14 protein-coding genes are annotated in these 15372 nt (G+C 60.7%); 4 read left to right on the forward strand and 10 right to left on the reverse strand.

Features of this window, described 5'->3' with window-relative positions; genetic code table 11:
• Positions 1-35: 35 nt before the first annotated feature.
• From FEZ60_RS20370 to FEZ60_RS20380, 3 genes are all read right to left on the reverse strand, one after another.
• Positions 36-1325, reverse strand: a complete 1290-nt coding sequence (locus tag FEZ60_RS20370) for an aromatic ring-hydroxylating dioxygenase subunit alpha (protein ID WP_172936871.1) — start codon at positions 1323-1325, stop codon at positions 36-38.
• An 81-nt stretch (positions 1326-1406) separates the two neighbouring features.
• Entirely contained in the window at positions 1407-1805 is a 399-nt protein-coding gene (locus FEZ60_RS20375; protein ID WP_095887685.1) for an acyl dehydratase, read from the reverse strand.
• Complete coding sequence (locus FEZ60_RS20380) at positions 1802-2287, reverse strand: MaoC family dehydratase N-terminal domain-containing protein (RefSeq protein WP_033235081.1); 486 nt, start codon at positions 2285-2287, stop codon at positions 1802-1804. The genes FEZ60_RS20375 and FEZ60_RS20380 overlap by 4 nt, the downstream gene beginning before the upstream one ends.
• Before the next feature lie 101 nt (positions 2288-2388).
• Here FEZ60_RS20380 and FEZ60_RS20385 point away from each other — a divergent pair, with 101 nt between their 5' ends.
• A complete protein-coding gene (locus FEZ60_RS20385; protein ID WP_095887684.1) occupies positions 2389-3240 on the forward strand; it encodes an alpha/beta hydrolase in 852 nt (283 codons plus the stop codon).
• A complete protein-coding gene (locus FEZ60_RS20390) occupies positions 3221-4429 on the forward strand; it encodes a multidrug effflux MFS transporter (RefSeq protein WP_051730592.1) in 1209 nt (402 codons plus the stop codon). The genes FEZ60_RS20385 and FEZ60_RS20390 overlap by 20 nt, the downstream gene beginning before the upstream one ends.
• A gap of 6 nt (positions 4430-4435) precedes the next feature.
• On the opposite strand, the gene FEZ60_RS20395 is transcribed toward FEZ60_RS20390, so the two are convergent.
• From FEZ60_RS20395 to FEZ60_RS20415, 5 genes are all read right to left on the reverse strand, one after another.
• Positions 4436-5179: an IclR family transcriptional regulator gene (locus FEZ60_RS20395; protein WP_092805710.1), complete on the reverse strand. Its 744-nt coding sequence runs from the start codon at positions 5177-5179 to the stop codon at positions 4436-4438.
• Positions 5180-5249: 70 nt separating this feature from the next.
• Positions 5250-7181: an ABC transporter ATP-binding protein gene (locus FEZ60_RS20400; RefSeq protein ID WP_033235084.1), complete on the reverse strand. Its 1932-nt coding sequence runs from the start codon at positions 7179-7181 to the stop codon at positions 5250-5252.
• A complete protein-coding gene (locus tag FEZ60_RS20405) occupies positions 7178-8911 on the reverse strand; it encodes an ABC transporter ATP-binding protein (protein ID WP_033235085.1) in 1734 nt (577 codons plus the stop codon). Before FEZ60_RS20405 ends, FEZ60_RS20400 begins: the two co-directional genes overlap by 4 nt.
• 135 nt (positions 8912-9046) lie before the next feature.
• Positions 9047-11395 carry an MMPL family transporter gene (locus FEZ60_RS20410; protein WP_033235086.1) on the reverse strand — a complete coding sequence of 783 codons (2349 nt, stop codon included), beginning with the start codon at positions 11393-11395 and terminating at the stop codon, positions 9047-9049.
• 87 nt (positions 11396-11482) lie between these two features.
• A complete protein-coding gene (locus tag FEZ60_RS20415) occupies positions 11483-12097 on the reverse strand; it encodes a TetR/AcrR family transcriptional regulator (protein ID WP_033235087.1) in 615 nt (204 codons plus the stop codon).
• A 245-nt stretch (positions 12098-12342) separates the two neighbouring features.
• Between FEZ60_RS20415 and FEZ60_RS20420 the strand changes: the two genes are divergently transcribed.
• Positions 12343-13590: a diguanylate cyclase gene (locus tag FEZ60_RS20420; RefSeq protein WP_242484737.1), complete on the forward strand. Its 1248-nt coding sequence runs from the start codon at positions 12343-12345 to the stop codon at positions 13588-13590.
• On the opposite strand, the gene FEZ60_RS20425 is transcribed toward FEZ60_RS20420, so the two are convergent.
• The gene (locus FEZ60_RS20425) at positions 13534-13989 is read right to left on the reverse strand and encodes an Rrf2 family transcriptional regulator (RefSeq protein ID WP_033235089.1); all 456 of its coding nucleotides are present in this window, start codon (positions 13987-13989) and stop codon (positions 13534-13536) included. The genes FEZ60_RS20420 and FEZ60_RS20425 overlap by 57 nt on opposite strands.
• A 112-nt stretch (positions 13990-14101) precedes the next feature.
• Here FEZ60_RS20425 and FEZ60_RS20430 point away from each other — a divergent pair, with 112 nt between their 5' ends.
• The gene (locus FEZ60_RS20430; protein ID WP_172936872.1) at positions 14102-15037 is read left to right on the forward strand and encodes a sterol desaturase family protein; all 936 of its coding nucleotides are present in this window, start codon (positions 14102-14104) and stop codon (positions 15035-15037) included.
• On the opposite strand, the gene FEZ60_RS20435 is transcribed toward FEZ60_RS20430, so the two are convergent.
• Complete coding sequence (locus FEZ60_RS20435) at positions 15009-15371, reverse strand: DUF202 domain-containing protein (RefSeq protein ID WP_202026362.1); 363 nt, start codon at positions 15369-15371, stop codon at positions 15009-15011. The two genes, FEZ60_RS20430 and FEZ60_RS20435, sit on opposite strands and share 29 nt — an antisense overlap.
• Position 15372: the final 1 nt, after the last annotated feature.

The following is a 15372-nucleotide window of genomic DNA, read 5'->3' on the forward strand; positions in this document are numbered from 1 at the left end:
GCGACTGCTGTCAGAATCTTGAACATGCGTTTCTCCTATTCGCTGGTGCCGGTGGGGATCTGGGCGTCGGTGACCGGAGCCGGGCGCGGGGCAGCCGTCCGACGCTCGCGGGTGGGCCGAACCGGCGCCTTGGGGGTGTGTTCGGCCGCGGCGGCGATCTTCTCGGCGTACTCTTCCTCTGCCAGATTTCGCCACGTTGTCAGCGATACGTCGGGTCGGTACAGCTTCTCCGGCGGCGCGTCGGTGACCTCGACCATCCACGCATCCTGCCCGGAAAACTGACCGTGGAACAGCCAGCGGATCGCGCCGAGGTACTTGGCGTAGAACCCCAATTTTGCTGCACCGGAGACGAAGTTGACCATGAGGCCGACATATTTGTGGTTGTCCTCGTCCACCGGCACGTAGAACTCGTAGTGAATGAACTTGGGGTACGTGATGCGCAGGACGCCGGGCATCGACAGCGAAGCAAAACCGGGAAAGTTCTGTGCTGCGATCACAGGATTGACATCCAGACCGGCACCGACGTTTCCGATCTGCGAAATCTGGGTCTCGTCGGGCTTCTTCTTCCACCACCGCTTATTGGTCCAGGTTCCCACGCCCGGGAAGTCGGCCTCCCAGTACACCTCTTCCTGTACCCGGTAAATCCAGCGACCCTCCGGGATGATGCTCGTGATGTTCCACGTAGGCATCGGCTTGAACAAGCGCCACAATGCGGTGCGGTGCAGGTACTTCGCATGTCCCTCGTCGAAACCGTTCTCACATGCGAAGCGCCAGTTACCTTCTCGCGGCTGAATGCGACCGCCGACGATGCCCTTGTTCTCCACGAGTTCACGCGGCAACTGGTCGTCGATGGACGGCGCCGGCTCGTTGGCGATCGGTATGTACACCCACACCAGACCGAGTCGCTCCTCGACCGCATAGGTCTGGACGTTCAGCTTGCCGCAGATCTTGGAATCCGGACCGTCGGTGATGACCGCAGCCAGTTTTCCGTCGGTGAGACGGTACGTCCAGCCGTGGTACGGGCAACTGACGGTGCCCGGGAACTGCTGATCACCCTCGGACAGTGGAACGCCGCGGTGCGGGCACCGATCATGCAGGGCGTACGCCTTACCGGCGTCGCGGATGATCGCCAGCTTTTCACCACAAATCGTGTAGCTCTTGGGATTTTTGGTGATGTGGTTCGACCACGTGACCGGGTACCAGTAACCGCGGTATCCGCTGCCGGCTGCGTTGTAACCCGGCCATGCCGTCCAATCCTGCCGACCGGCCGCTCGCGGCCGCTCGGGCAGCGCGAACGTGGCTTCCGACGCCTCGACACCAGTCATGTGAAGTCCTCTCGACACTGAACGTTTGAATGAAACAGATCTTGGGCGACATCGCGTTCTACGCCAACGGATTCGGTTCGCTCAGCAGACCCGGACCACCACAGCGGTTCCGACAGCACACAGGACACCGTCATCGGAGTGCTCTAGTAGAGTCAAAGTTTTTTTCTCACCATGTATCTCAGTGACTTCACCCGAGACTTCCAGTGTGGTTCCGACAGGAGCAGGCGCACGGTTCTGCCACGACACGGAGACAACGCCTTCATATCCACCGGCAAACTGTGCGGCAGCACGGTGGAAGAGCGTGCCCTGCAACTGAGCCATGACAACCGGCGCGGACAGCTTTTCCGTCGCAGCATAGGAGGCGTCGTAGTGAATACGGTGCGAATTGTGCGTCGACGCCCCGAATCGAAGGACTCGGACCGGATCGCATACCAAAGCGACCGACTCGATCGGTGTGCCGACGACTACGGGTTCGGTCATCGGACGATGAACTTCTCGACGACCTCGGCAAATGCGCCGGACTGCGCACCCCGATAGGTCTTGGTGACCGAAAGCAGCAGAAACTCGTCAGGAGCCCGACCTTTGATCGCCACGGTATCGAGTACCCGCGCTACGGTGACCGGCTCGCCGAACGGGGCTGGTTGCAGGAACGTCACACTCTGCCCGCCTGCCATCAAGCGAACATCGATGCCGTCTGTGCCCGGGACTTCGTCACGAAACATGCCGTCTGATCGGTACTCTCGATCGGATCCGCCCTGCGGACCACGCAAAAGCGAAGGCAGATACATCGGGTGGAGCGCAAATGCCGGGTGCTCCGGGTCCAGAAACCGGGGGTCGGTCTCGGCGGCGGCAACCGCAAAGGCAATCGACTCCGCCGGGCGCACCGTTCCCAGCTCTCGTGTTTCCCGCGTTCCGATCATCGCCTCTGCGCGATCACGCGCGTGCTCGAGTTCTGTTCTCATGCCAGCACGCTAGGCATTCGGAAGTGTCGCAGCCACGAACCGGGTTCGCCTGCCGGACCGCAATACTTCCCATTGCTGTCACCTCGAGGTCAGGTATAGCCATGGCTGATCAACCGAAGAGCTTGTACGCCAAAGCTGATGGCGTCACATTCCACTACTACGACCTCGGCGAGGGCGACCCCACGATTTTCCTGCACGGAGGTGGACCTGGCTGCACCGCGTGGTCCGACTTCGGGCCGGTGGCCCCTCTCTTCGCCTCGGATCGACGGGCGATTCTCGTTGATCTCCTGCAATACGGTCGGTCCGACAAGTGCACCATCACCGGCCCCATGTGGGACTTCCACGCCGCCAAGATGGTTGCTCTGCTCGACGAACTCGGCATCGAACGCGCCGACTTCGTCTGCAACTCGTGGGGCGGCACCATAGCGCTCAATCTCGCGGCAAAGTTCCCGGAACGCGTTCGCTCCCTGGTGATCACGGGCAGTATGCCCGTCTTCTACGGCCCGCTCGCGCCCCTCCCCGAAGATGGCCGTCGCGGCCGCAACGCCCGCGACGTCTACTACGGCGGCACCGGCCCCACCCTCGAAAAACTCCGCACCTTGATCACCAGCCTAGAATGGTTCGACGGATCGAAGTTGCCCGCCGAAACCCTCCAGATGCGATACGAGCAAAGCCTCGACCCCGAGGAAATGGCCTTGGCTGCCTCGGCAGACTCCCCTCGTGGCGATTGGCAGGACCTCACAGCCGAACTCGGCCAGATCCAGGCACCGACGCTCTTCGCCTGGGGAATGCACGACGCGTTCCTCACCCCGGACTACCCGCTCATGCTGGCGCGGATGATCCCGCATGGCCACCTCTACATCATGGACCAGGCGTCGCATCATCTTCAGGAAGAGCGGCCATACGACTACTACAGTGTTGTTTCGGGTTTCCTTGACCAACAGCACAACTGAACGAACGGTAATCGCCCCGACGGGCGGTGCACGGATCCGATTGGTACTGCTTCTCGGAATCCTCACCGCCCTCGGGCCGTTCACCGTCGACATGTATCTTCCTGCGCTGCCGCAGATCACGCAGGAATTCGGCACGTCGGAGACAATGGTTCAGCTGACCCTGACCGGGACGCTTCTCGGTCTTGCGTTCGGTCAGTTGATCATCGGCCCACTTTCCGACATCTACGGGCGTCGACGCCCCTTGCTCGTGGGCACAGTGATTCACGTCGGCGCATCGTTGGCGTGCTTCTTTGCGCCGTCCATCGAAGTCCTCACGACGCTGCGAACCCTTCAAGGTTTTGGCGCCGCGGCCACCGGTGTGATCGCGATGGCGATCGTTCGTGATCTCTTCACCGGACACGATGCGGCGGTGGTACTTTCGCGACTGATGTTGGTCATGGGCGTAGCGCCCATCCTGGCTCCGTCCATCGGCGGGGCACTGATGTCCGTAACACAATGGCGCGGAGTCTTTCTCGCTCTCTTCCTCCTGGGTATCGCCATGATTGCACTCGCCGCAGCGTCACTCCCGGAAACACTTCCACCCGAGAATCGGTCAGGCAAGGGCATCGGCGCGATAGCGCGAAGCTACATTGCACTCGGTCGTGATGCTCACTTCATGGTGTTGGTTCTCGTGTGCGGTCTCGGCCGTGGTGTGCTGTGGTCGTACATCGCGGCGTCGTCCTACGTAATGCAGGAACAGTTCGGTCTGAGCGCCACAGCGTACGGGTTTGCCTTCGCCGGCGGGGCCGTAGTGCTGATCGGCTCGTCTCAACTCAACGTCGTGCTGCTCGGACGGTGGTCGCCGAATTCCATCACGATCTGGGCAATGTGGGGCAGTAGCGTCGTCGGCGCTGCATTTGTTGCCGTTGCTGCCACCGACTCGTTGGGCTTCGTCGGGTTTGCCGTCCCCATCCTGCTGATGCTGTGCGCAACGGGTTTTGTCATGCCCAACGCACCGGCGGTTGCCCTGTCGCGTCACGGAGAAGCCGCGGGCTCAGCGGCCGCGCTGATCGGATTTGCGCAGTTCGGCGCTGCCGCAGTGGTCGCACCGATCGTCGGCCTGCTGGGTAATACCAGTCTTGCAGTGGCCATCTCCATGACCGGGGCTTCGGTTCTCGGAGTGATAGCACTGCTGTGGGTGCGTCGATAGGAACGCTTACGCAGAGCGTTCGAGAACCGACACCTTCCGGCTGATTCCGGCAGCTGCCGCGCGCAACGGCTCGGCAAAGCGCTCGGTATCCATTCGATACCGCGGACTCGAGACGCCGATCGCGGCAACCGCTTCCCCGTGTCCTCCGAAGATCGGTGCGGCGATACTCGACGTCCCCAGCCGAACCTCTTCGCTCTCCACCGCCAATTGCTCCGAGCGAACGGCATCGAGTTGCCTACGTAACCCGTCCTCCGAGTTCACCGTCCGGTCGGTGAACTCGACAAATCCGTTGGTTACCACCGCTCGAAATACGGAATCCGGCGAGTACGCGAGTATCGCCTTGCCGGTGGCCGTCGCATACATCGGCAGCCGGCCGGCCACCCGCGACGGCAGGTCCACACCGTGATGACCGGAGATCTTGTCGATGTACAGAACCTCGAGACCGTCACGAATCACGAGGTGAACCGTCTCCCTGGTTGCCGCATGAAGATCCTGCACATACGTAAGCGACGCCTCACGCAGAATCCGTTGACGAGGCACCAACTGGCCAAGTTCGAAAAGCCGTAACCCCAATCCGTACTTGGTCCCGACTCGTTCCAGCAGGCCCAGTGACACCAGTTCACCGGCTATTCGATGCACCGTCGCCTTCGCAACGCCGCTTCGGTTCGCAAGCTCGGTCAGCGAAAGCGCGCCCGAATCCGCGTCGAAGGAATCGAGTATCAGGCGCGCCTTCCCCAGCAACGAATGCACCGCCGAGCGCCTCCAGTACACAGATTGTGGTCCACCCAGCGGACCAAGTCTGCTTCAGTGTACTTAGGCCTTAGATCTCCGCGCCCACGAACTGACTGTTGTAGAGCCGGTAGTACGCACCCCGCGAGAGCAGCAGCTCCTCGTGGCTTCCCTGTTCCACGATGCGGCCGGCCTCCATCACCACAATCAAGTTCGCATCACGAATCGTCGAAAGCCGGTGAGCGATGACAAAGCTTGTACGGTCGCTGCGCAGAACCGCGGTGGCACTCTGAACCAGCAGCTCAGTGCGCGTGTCGACAGAACTGGTGGCCTCGTCGAGAATCAGAATGGACGGCTGCGCGATGAACGCTCGAGCAATGGTGATCAGCTGTTTTTCACCGGCACTGATGTTGTTGCCCTCTTCGTCGATGACGGTGTCGTATCCCTCGGGCAGGGAGTGCACGAACTTGTCGACGTAGCTCATCTTGGCGGCCCGCTGAATCTCCTCTTCGGTGGCGCCCGGCTTGCCGTACGCGATGTTCTCCCGGATCGTCCCGCCGAACAGCCAGGCATCCTGCAGAACCATGCCGATGCGCGACCGCAGATCGTCACGCGTCATCTTCGCGATATCGATACCGTCGAGAGTGATGCGACCCGAATTGAGCTCGTAGAACCGCAGAATCAGGTTGACCAGGGTGGTCTTGCCGGCACCGGTGGGGCCGACGATGGCAACCATCTGACCGGGCTCGGCCACCAACGACAGATCCTCGATGAGGGGCTGCTCCGGCTTGTAACTGAACGCGACGTCCTCGAATGCCACCCGGCCCTTGGACACGGCCGGGGACTGCGCGTCGGCGGGATCGACGGACTGCTCTTCCTGGTCGAGGAGCGCAAACACCCGCTCAGCGGAGGCAACACCGGACTGCAGCAGATTGGTCATCGACGCGATCTGCGTGAGCGGTTGCGTGAACTGGCGTGAGTACTGGATGAACGCCTGCACATCACCGAGCGTCATCGTGCCGGAGGCCACCCGCATACCGCCGACAACTGCGATGGCGACGTAATTCAGATTGCCGAGGAACATGACAGCAGGCATAACCAGACCGGAAATGAACTGCGCTTTGAAGCTCGACTGGTAGAGCTTCTCGTTCTGCGTGCGGAAACGCTCCTCGACCTCGTTCTGCCGGCCGAACACCTTGACCAACTCGTGTCCGGTGAATGCTTCTTCAACCTGCGCGTTGATGCCGCCGGTGCTCTTCCACTGTGCGACAAAGTGTTTCTGCGAGCGCTTGGCGATGACAGCCGTGACGATGATCGACAGCGGAACCGTCGCGATGGCGATCAAAGCCAGAATCGGCGAGATGACCAGCATCATCACGAGGATCGCGATCACCGTCATCACCGACGTCACCAGCTGACTCAGCGTCTGCTGCAGGCTCTGCGCAACATTGTCGATGTCATTGGTCACGCGCGAGAGAACATCGCCTCGCGCATGAGTGTCGAAGTACCGCAGCGGAAGTCGATGAATCTTCTGCTCGACGTCCTCGCGTAGGCGTCGAACCGTGCGCTGCACGACAATATTGAGCAGGTACGCCTGTAACCAACTGAACAGCGACGCGCAGACGAACAGCAGCAGCACGATCATCAGCACTCGGCCGACCTCGGCAAAATCGATCCCGGTACCGGGGACCACGTTCATGCCGGACACCATGTCCGCGAACTGGTTCTGGCCCTGCTCGCGCAGACCCGCCACTGCTTGGTCCTTGGTAATTCCGGCGGGAAGCTGTTTACCGACAATGCCGTCGAAGATGAGGTTGGTTGCATTACCCAGGATCTTCGGGGCGATCGAAGACAGCACCACACTGACCGTGACCAGAACAAAAATCAGGATGACAGCGGGCTTGTCGGGGCTGAGCCGAGAAAGAAGACGCTTCAGCGAAGGCCCGAAATTCATGGCCTTCTTGGTGGGATCACCACCGCCGGGAGGTCCGATCGGAGGTGAGGAACTCGGCCGATTGCTCATGATGCGTCCTGTACGGCTAGCTGAGAGGCGACAATTTCGCCGTAAGTGGGACAACTGACTTGCAGTTCGTCGTGGGTACCGACACCGACGATGGCACCGTCATCGAGCACGATGATCTGATCGGCTTCGACGATGGTGGAAATACGTTGCGCGACAACGATGATGCAGGCGTCCCGGGTAACGGGCTGCAGCGCCGCTCTCAGTCTCGCGTCTGTCGTGAGGTCCAGGGCCGAGAACGAATCGTCGAACAAATAGATCTGCGGCTTGCGCACCAGTGCCCGCGCAATGGCCAGACGCTGACGCTGACCACCGGAAACCGTCGTACCGCCTTGCGACACCGGGGTGTCCAGGCCTTCCGGCATCGCGCGGACGAAGTCTGCGGCCTGAGCGACCTCGAGGCATTCCCACAGCCACTCGTCGGTGGCGTCGGGGTTGCCGTAGCGAAGGTTGGTTGCGACGGTTCCCGAGAACAGGTACGGCTTCTGCGGAACAAGTCCGATAACGGAACACAGCAGGTCGGTGTCGATGTCGCGGACGTCGACACCACCGACGGATACCGACCCGGATGTGGCGTCGATGAGTCGCGGAATCAGGTTGAGCAGCGTTGTCTTACCGGATCCGGTGCCGCCGATGATCGCGGTGGTTTTGCCTGGTTCGGCCCGGAAAGTGATGTCGCGCAACACCGGTTCCTCGGCGCCGGGGAACTGGAACTGAGCGCCGCGAAGTTCGACGACGCCCGGGTTCTTCAGTTCTCGAATCGGGTTCTCGGGCGGAATGACCGACGACGCTGTATCGAGCACCTCGGAGATACGTTCTGCGCAGACCGATGCACGCGGCAGCATGACGGCCATGAAAGTAGCCATCATGACGGCCATCAGGATCTGCATGATGTAGCTGAGCATCGCGGTGAGCGAGCCGATCTCCATGGCTCCACTGTCGATCTGATGCCCACCGAACCAGATGACCGCGACACTGGTGACGTTGCTGATCAGCATCACCAGCGGGAACATCACCGCCATCAGTTTTCCGACACCGAGCGCCGTTTCGGTCAGTTCGTCATTGGCTACACCAAAGCGCTTCACCTCGGAAGGCTCGCGAACAAACGCGCGGACAACCCGGATACCGGTGATCTGTTCGCGTAGAACACGGTTGACCGCGTCGAGACGACCCTGCATGAGCCGGAAGCCGGGAACCATCCGCGCGATCAAAAAACCCATCGAAATCGCCAGCAACGGCACGCTGATACCCAGAATCCAGGACAGATTCAGATCCTGACGCAGCGCCATGATGATGCCGCCGACGCACATGATCGGAGCCATCACGAGGATGGTGCAACTCATCACGACCATCATCTGCACTTGCTGGACGTCGTTGGTATTTCTGGTGATCAGGGACGGCGCACCGAAATAGCCGACCTCGCGGGCCGAGAAAGTACCGACCTGATGCAACACCGACGCCCGTAGATCGCGTCCGATGCCCATGGCAACACGAGCACCGAAGTACACCGCACCCACGGAGCACAGGATCTGCGTCAACGTCACAAGGAGCATCACCCCACCCGTTGACAGGATGTAGCCCGTATCCCCCTTTGTCACACCGTTGTCGATGATGTCGGCATTGAGACTGGGAAGGTAAAGGGCAGCCATAGTCGAAATAAACTGCAGGACGACAACGCCCGTCAGTTCGCCACGATAGGGCTCTAGGTAAGTGCGCAGCAGCCTGATCAGCATAGTGAGCGAAGGTTACCAATCTCTGCCGACAAGTGCCGCAAGGTTTTTTCGGCCACCGGGAACTCCGACAAAAACACACGTGCCGCAACCGACTTGGAGTCGATTGCGGTACGTGTGTGGGACCCTGCTGTGCAGTTAGGCAGATGTTGCAGCCAATTCCGCTTCCCTGTCGGCGCGGAGTTGCTGGCTCAGCTTCTCACCCTCGATGTCGACGTTGGGCAGAATCTTGTCGAGCCACTTGGGCAGCCACCACGCCTTGTCGCCGAGCAACGCCATGACCGACGGAATGATCACCATACGAACGATGAAGGCGTCGAAGAAGACTGCGGCAGCGAGCGCAAACCCGATCGACTTGATGAACGAGTTCGGCTCCGCGATGAAGGCACCGAACACGGAGATCATGATGATCGCGGCAGCGCTGACAACCCGGGCACCGTGATTGAAGCCGATGGTGACAGCCTGCTTGGCGTTAGCTCCGTGGACGTACTCCTCACGCATGCGCGTCACGAGGAACACCTGGTAGTCCATCGCGAGTCCGAACACCACACCGATCAGGAAGATCGGCATGAAACTCACCAAAGGTTGCGGGTTCGAGATAATTCCCAACCAGCCGTGCTGGAAGATCGCAACCGTGGCGCCGAATGTCGCGAGCACACTGAGCAGGAAGCCCAACGTCGCGGTCAGCGGAACCAGGATCGAGCGGAACACCAAGAGCAACAGGATGAATGCCAGGCCGACCACTACCGCAAGGTAGGGAACCAACGCGTCCTGCAAGGTATCCGAGATATCACCCTCGAGTGCAGTCTGACCTGTGATTCCGTAGCTCACACCGATCGAATCAGCCAGTCCTGCTTCGGCACTGCGGAGACTGCTCACCAACTCCATGGTTGCCGGATCGGTGGGACCGGTTGTCGGAGTGATCAACATCTGCGCGGTATCGCCAGCCTGGTTGACTTTGACGATCTGTGCATTCTGGACGCCGTTCAGCCCCGAGATCGTCGAGACGACCTTCTCGAATGCCTCGCCGGCCGGAACGTCTGCACCCTGTGCGTCGATGACACCGAGCAGCGGACCGTTCTTACCGCCACCGAAGCCCTCGTCGATCAAGTCGTACGCCTGACGCGAACTTGTTGCCGGATCACCCGTTGCCTCCGACGGCAATGACAGGCTCAATCCCGTTGCCGGCAAAGCCAAAGCGCCCAGAAGTACAACGCCGCCGATCAAAGGAACGAGCGGGCGTCGCACGATGGCGCTGATGTAGCGCAGAGCCAGCGTTGGCTTACCCGAATCCTCGGACTCCTGAGCCTTCTTGCCGAGGAACGGAATCTTGCCGGCAAAAGCCTTCCGGCCGAAGATACCCAGGATCGCGGGCAACAACGTCAAGGCGATGAGCACTGCGATGAGCACTGTAAATGCCGCTGCCGCACCCATATCCGAGAGGAACGGGATGCCGACGACACGCAATGCCACGAGGGCGATGATGACCGTCAGACCAGCGAATACGACTGCGGAACCGGCAGTTCCGACTGCGCGTCCGGCGGCTTCCGATCGGTCGTCGGTCAAGGTCAGCTCATGCCGGAACCTGGACATGATGAAGAGCGAGTAGTCGATCGCCACTGCCAGACCGATCATGATCGCCAACGTCGGCGTCATCGATCCGAGGTCCATGAAGCCCGTCGCGACGGTAATACCGAGGCTGCCGATTGCGATGCCGATGATCGCGGTGATCAGCGGAAGTCCAGCGGCCACAAGCGAACCGAACGTGATTGCCAGAACGACGGCAGCGACGGCAATACCGATCAACTCGGTGAGCCCACCGGGCATCTCCGCTTCCTGTGCCGCAGTACCACTGACCTGGACGTTGAGTCCTTCGGCCCGTGCCACATCGGCAGCAGCATTGATCGACTCACGCATTGCCTCATCGGCATCGGTGACAGCGCCGACAAAGGGAACCTCGATGTATCCGACCGTGCCGTCCGCGCTGAGCGGCGACAATGCCGCAGCGTCTGAGCTTGCTTTTGCCTCGGAAGTTCCGGCAGCAGCGGCCTGCTCCTGGAACATCGCCGTCATCGAATCATTGGCGGCAACCGGGTTGACCAACGCCTTCGCGGCCTGTTCCGGCGTCGCCGTAGCCGGATCGACCTTGGCAGCGTCCTCGACCGTGTCGATCGCGCGGATCTGCGCGAGCATGTCGTCCATGGCCTTGACGTTTGCCGGATCAGCCAACGTCGTACCTGCAGGCGCTTGGAGAACATATCGGGCACTCAACGAATCCATAGCGTTGGGAGCGTCCGGGAAACGCTCCGCCATCAGGTCTTGGGCCTGCTGCGCGGGAGTACCCGGAATGTTGAAGGAGTCCTTGGTGGGACCGGACAGGGTCGCAGCCCCGACGCCCATCAGAACCAGGATTATCAACCAAACGCTGAGGACCGCGCCTTTTCGCCGGTAGGCGAACTTGCCGATCCGATAGAGATAGGTGGCCACGACGGGCTCCTTGCTGTTTCGGTGCGTGTACGTGGACAGGTATTAGGTGTGCGTGCTGAAGACGCGGTGTCTCAGAGACGTGGTGTCTCAGAGACGCGGTGGCGGCGCAGGCAACCCTGCACGAATTTGCCGAAAAGCGTCATGGACCAGTTCTTCCGGTCCGGAAGCATCCGACTTTCCGCCGGACCAGATGTCGATCACCGATTTAGCGGCTCCGGCCACCGCTCCGAGGAGAAGTGTCGGGTACAGGTCACGCTCGACATCCGTGCCGGTACGTTCGGCCAATGCCTGAATGACTGCACGGTTGATCCGCTGATGCATGTCCGCAGCATCCCGATAGAGAGCGGGACTCGCGTCCGACAGCATCCAGATACTTGTTGTCTTACTCGCTGTCGGACCGGAGCCAGTCACGATTTCGACCACAAGATCCTCGAGGACGTCGAGAATCGGTTCGTCCGCGGGCCGAGATGCAAGCGCCTCGATCCAGAGAGTTACCGATTCCTCGAAGCTGGCGAGTACCGCCTCCTCCTTGCTGGAGAAGTAGTTGTGGAATGTCCTCGTCGACACTCCAGCCTCGGACGCAATCGCGTCGGCGGTGACGCACTCGATTCCGAGAGCCCGAGCGAGCCGTTCTGCCGCACTGCTGAGTGCAGCGCGGGTTGCCGCCTTCTTGCGGTCTCGGAGACCTGGCTCGGTTATCACTCTCTCCACGTTACGGAACTTGCAGACATCTGCAAGTTTGCAGAGTCATGCAAAATTGTGGATTCCGGCACAGCTTCGCGGCAATTGTCGGGTAGGTCACACTCGCCAGGCTCGCGGATCGGCACCGCCTCGACAAAAGCCACGCCTACACCAGACAATGGTCAAAACGGTTGCCATTGATTAACCAACCGCATGGATTAACCGCTGCGGATCAACCACCCGATCTTGAACAACTGAGGAATTTCATGGACCCACTCCTACAAAGCTGGCCGGTGCCGCCTTCGGTCATGCTGTGGGGATCGAAGAACGGCCCCGGCTCAATGCTGCGGCTCGTCAACTTCACCATCGGGTTCTGCTCGCTCAACTTTTCCCTGGTTGCCTATCTGTTCCTGATCAGCGGCGAAGGCCCCGACCGACAGTTCGCGCGCACCTGGCTCATCGCATTCGCGACCGTAAACCTCATCCCCACTGCCCTTTGGTTCCTCGGAAAAGTTCGCGGGTCGCGCGCTCTGAAACTGTTCGGGATCTGGGCAGATCTGGGAACAGCCTCCGTCATCATCACGTTTACCAGCCACGATGCAGCACTCTTCGGCGCGGTGCTCTTCGTAGCCTCCGGCGCCTACTTCACGTACTTTCTCAACTTTCGATGGCTCGCCTTCCACCTTGCCTTCTCCTGTACGTTCATCATTTCCCTGGCGATCCTCGCCATCACCCGCGGGACGCTGCCCACTGCCGGCGTCATCGCGCGCACCGACGTAATCCTGTGCGCCGTCATCTTCATCCCGGCCACCATCCAACTCGCCTGGCGGCAACTACTCGCACGCGCCAACGGATCGAAAGTCGACGCACTGACCGGCCTCCTCAACAGGCGCGGACTCTGGGACATGGCCGAACGGGTCTGGTCGACCTCACACGCCAACCGCGTCGACGTTGCGGTCGCCGTCGTCGACATCGACAAATTCAAAGCCGTCAACGACGCCTACGGGCACGAAGTCGGCGACACCGTCATCATCAGAACCGGCAACCGACTTCAACAACACGTCAACGGATTCGGATACGCAGCGCGCACCGGCGGCGAAGAATTCACGCTCGTCATGATCGGAACGCCATACGGACTACGCAAACGCATAGCGACTCTGCCCCGCGCAGTTGTCGAAGCCACGGACGCCCCCCCTGGCGACAGTCAGTATCGGCGCCTCCACGATGCCGTTCACCCCAGACGTGGAGCAATTCGACTACACCGCGTTCTCCCGCGCGATAGTCCATGCCGATCATCTGATGTACGAAGCGAAATCATCCGGCGGGAACTCCGCGAATACCGCGCCACTCGACATGACGCGCTTCGACCGATCCGGGAACTGACGTCAGCGCCGCTACAGCCCCCACCGTCAGCGCCGCTACAGCCCCCAACGTCAGCGCCGCTACAGCCCCCAACGTCAGCGCCGCTTCCAGGCCCCCGGATCCGCCGTCAACTGATTCACAAAGTCAGGTAGGTGGCCGTCGGCCACATCCGCCATCGTGACGTTCTCGAGCACCGCGCGAAGATTGACGCGGACCGCTATCCACACATCCTTGAGCTGCGTCGCCGGACCCGTGTAATCGACATCCTCGGGGCGCTCCCCACGGATCGACGCCAACGGACCTTCCACTGCACGGATGACGTCGGCAATCGTGATTTCCGACGCGGGACGGGCAAGCCAGTAACCACCCTCGGGTCCGCGCTTACTCGTCACAAGGCCGCCGCGTCGTAGATCCGACAGAACTGCCTCGAGAAACTTATGGGGGATCACCTGCGACGTTGCGAGAAACTCGGCTTTGGCCGGGCCTGGACCAGCTGCTGCGAGTTCCGCCAACGTTCGCACGGCGTAGTCCACCTTTGCGGTGATGTGCACCGGCAATTCCTACCATTCCCCTATGGAAAGGCGCAAGGGAATGCATCTTCCATGTCGTTACACATTAATGCATAATGTAACGATAAACCCGTGAACGGACAGGACAACTAGCGTGTGGGACACCCTCCTCGAATCTTGGAAGTCTCTCCTGGAACCACTCCATGACCCGGTAGCGCTGGCCATCCCCGCGTTTGCCCTCTTCCTGGTGATCGAATGGGCAGCAGCACGCAAACTCGAGGATCATCCCGACCGCGCCGACGGCCGAGCACACCCCGCGACGGGCGGTTACCGTGGCGTCGACGCCCGCACGAGCGTCCTACTCGGAGTGGTCTCCATCGCGACCAGCGCCTTCTGGAAAGTCCTTGCCCTGATCGGATATTCCGCCATCTGGGTATATCTCGCACCGTGGCATCTCTCACCGAGCGCGTGGTACACCTGGGTGATCCTGCTACTCGGAATCGATGTCCTCTACTACGCGTATCACCGCATCGCACACCGCGTTCGAGTTATCTGGGCAACACATCAAGCGCACCACTCGAGCGAATACTTCAACTTCAGCACCGCCCTGCGGCAGAAGTGGAACAACAGCGGCGAAATAATCATGTGGCTACCGTTGCCGTTCCTCGGAATTCCGCCGTGGATGATCTTCGTCGGGTTCTCCGTCAGTCTGGTCTACCAGTTCTTCGTACACACCGAGCGGGTCGGAAAGCTCTGGCGTCCCATCGAATTCATCTTCAATACGCCATCACACCACCGCGTTCACCACGGGTCGGACGCCGAATATCTGGACCGCAACTACGGCGGAATCCTCATCGTCTGGGATCGGATCTTCGGTAGCTTTGCCGCTGAAACACACCGGCCGACATACGGACTCACGACGCCAGTCGGAACGTACAACATCTGGACACTGCAAACGCGCGAATACGCTGCCATTGCCCGCGATTGGAAAGCGTCGACGTCATGGCGCAATCGCGGCGGCTATGTGTTCGGGCCTCCCGGATGGTCACCGAAAGCCGAACTCACGTCACCAGAATCCACAACCCACTAGCCGCGAGAACCAGCAGGCTCACCGCCAGTACAGCACCCATACCCAAAGCGGGCGTTGCCTTTTCCCCGGCAAAGAGCTCGAGCCGCGCAGACCTCGACCGACGCTCGTAGATCGTGACGGCGACAATCAGGACAGCCGCGATTGCGGGACCGATCATCGCCACCGAACCGAACGGCGGCAACCAGCGCAGGCACGCCACGGCCAAACCGAGGATGGACAGACTTGTACGCACGAATGAGAGCGACGTGCGTTCGGACTGTAATCCCTTGTCAGGAGGGCTGATCGCGCTCCTGCCCGAAGGACTGATTGCGTCGGACGGCTCTACGGTAGTCAAG

The organism is Rhodococcus sp. MS16, assembly GCF_013277795.1.
Taxonomy (GTDB): Bacteria; Actinomycetota; Actinomycetes; order Mycobacteriales; family Mycobacteriaceae; genus Rhodococcus_F; species Rhodococcus_F globerula.

Bases quoted from the DNA above. Each gene is read 5' to 3' on its own strand.
- FEZ60_RS20420 (WP_242484737.1), top strand. From the start codon at position 12,343: ATGGACCCACTCCTACAAAGCTGGCCGGTGCCGCCTTCGGTCATGCTG.
- FEZ60_RS20405 (WP_033235085.1), bottom strand. From the start codon at position 8,911: ATGCTGATCAGGCTGCTGCGCACTTACCTAGAGCCCTATCGTGGCGAA.
- FEZ60_RS20400 (WP_033235084.1), bottom strand. From the start codon at position 7,181: ATGAGCAATCGGCCGAGTTCCTCACCTCCGATCGGACCTCCCGGCGGT.
- FEZ60_RS20370 (WP_172936871.1), bottom strand. From the start codon at position 1,325: ATGACTGGTGTCGAGGCGTCGGAAGCCACGTTCGCGCTGCCCGAGCGG.
- FEZ60_RS20385 (WP_095887684.1), top strand. From the start codon at position 2,389: ATGGCTGATCAACCGAAGAGCTTGTACGCCAAAGCTGATGGCGTCACA.
- FEZ60_RS20380 (WP_033235081.1), bottom strand. From the start codon at position 2,287: ATGAGAACAGAACTCGAGCACGCGCGTGATCGCGCAGAGGCGATGATC.
- FEZ60_RS20375 (WP_095887685.1), bottom strand. From the start codon at position 1,805: ATGACCGAACCCGTAGTCGTCGGCACACCGATCGAGTCGGTCGCTTTG.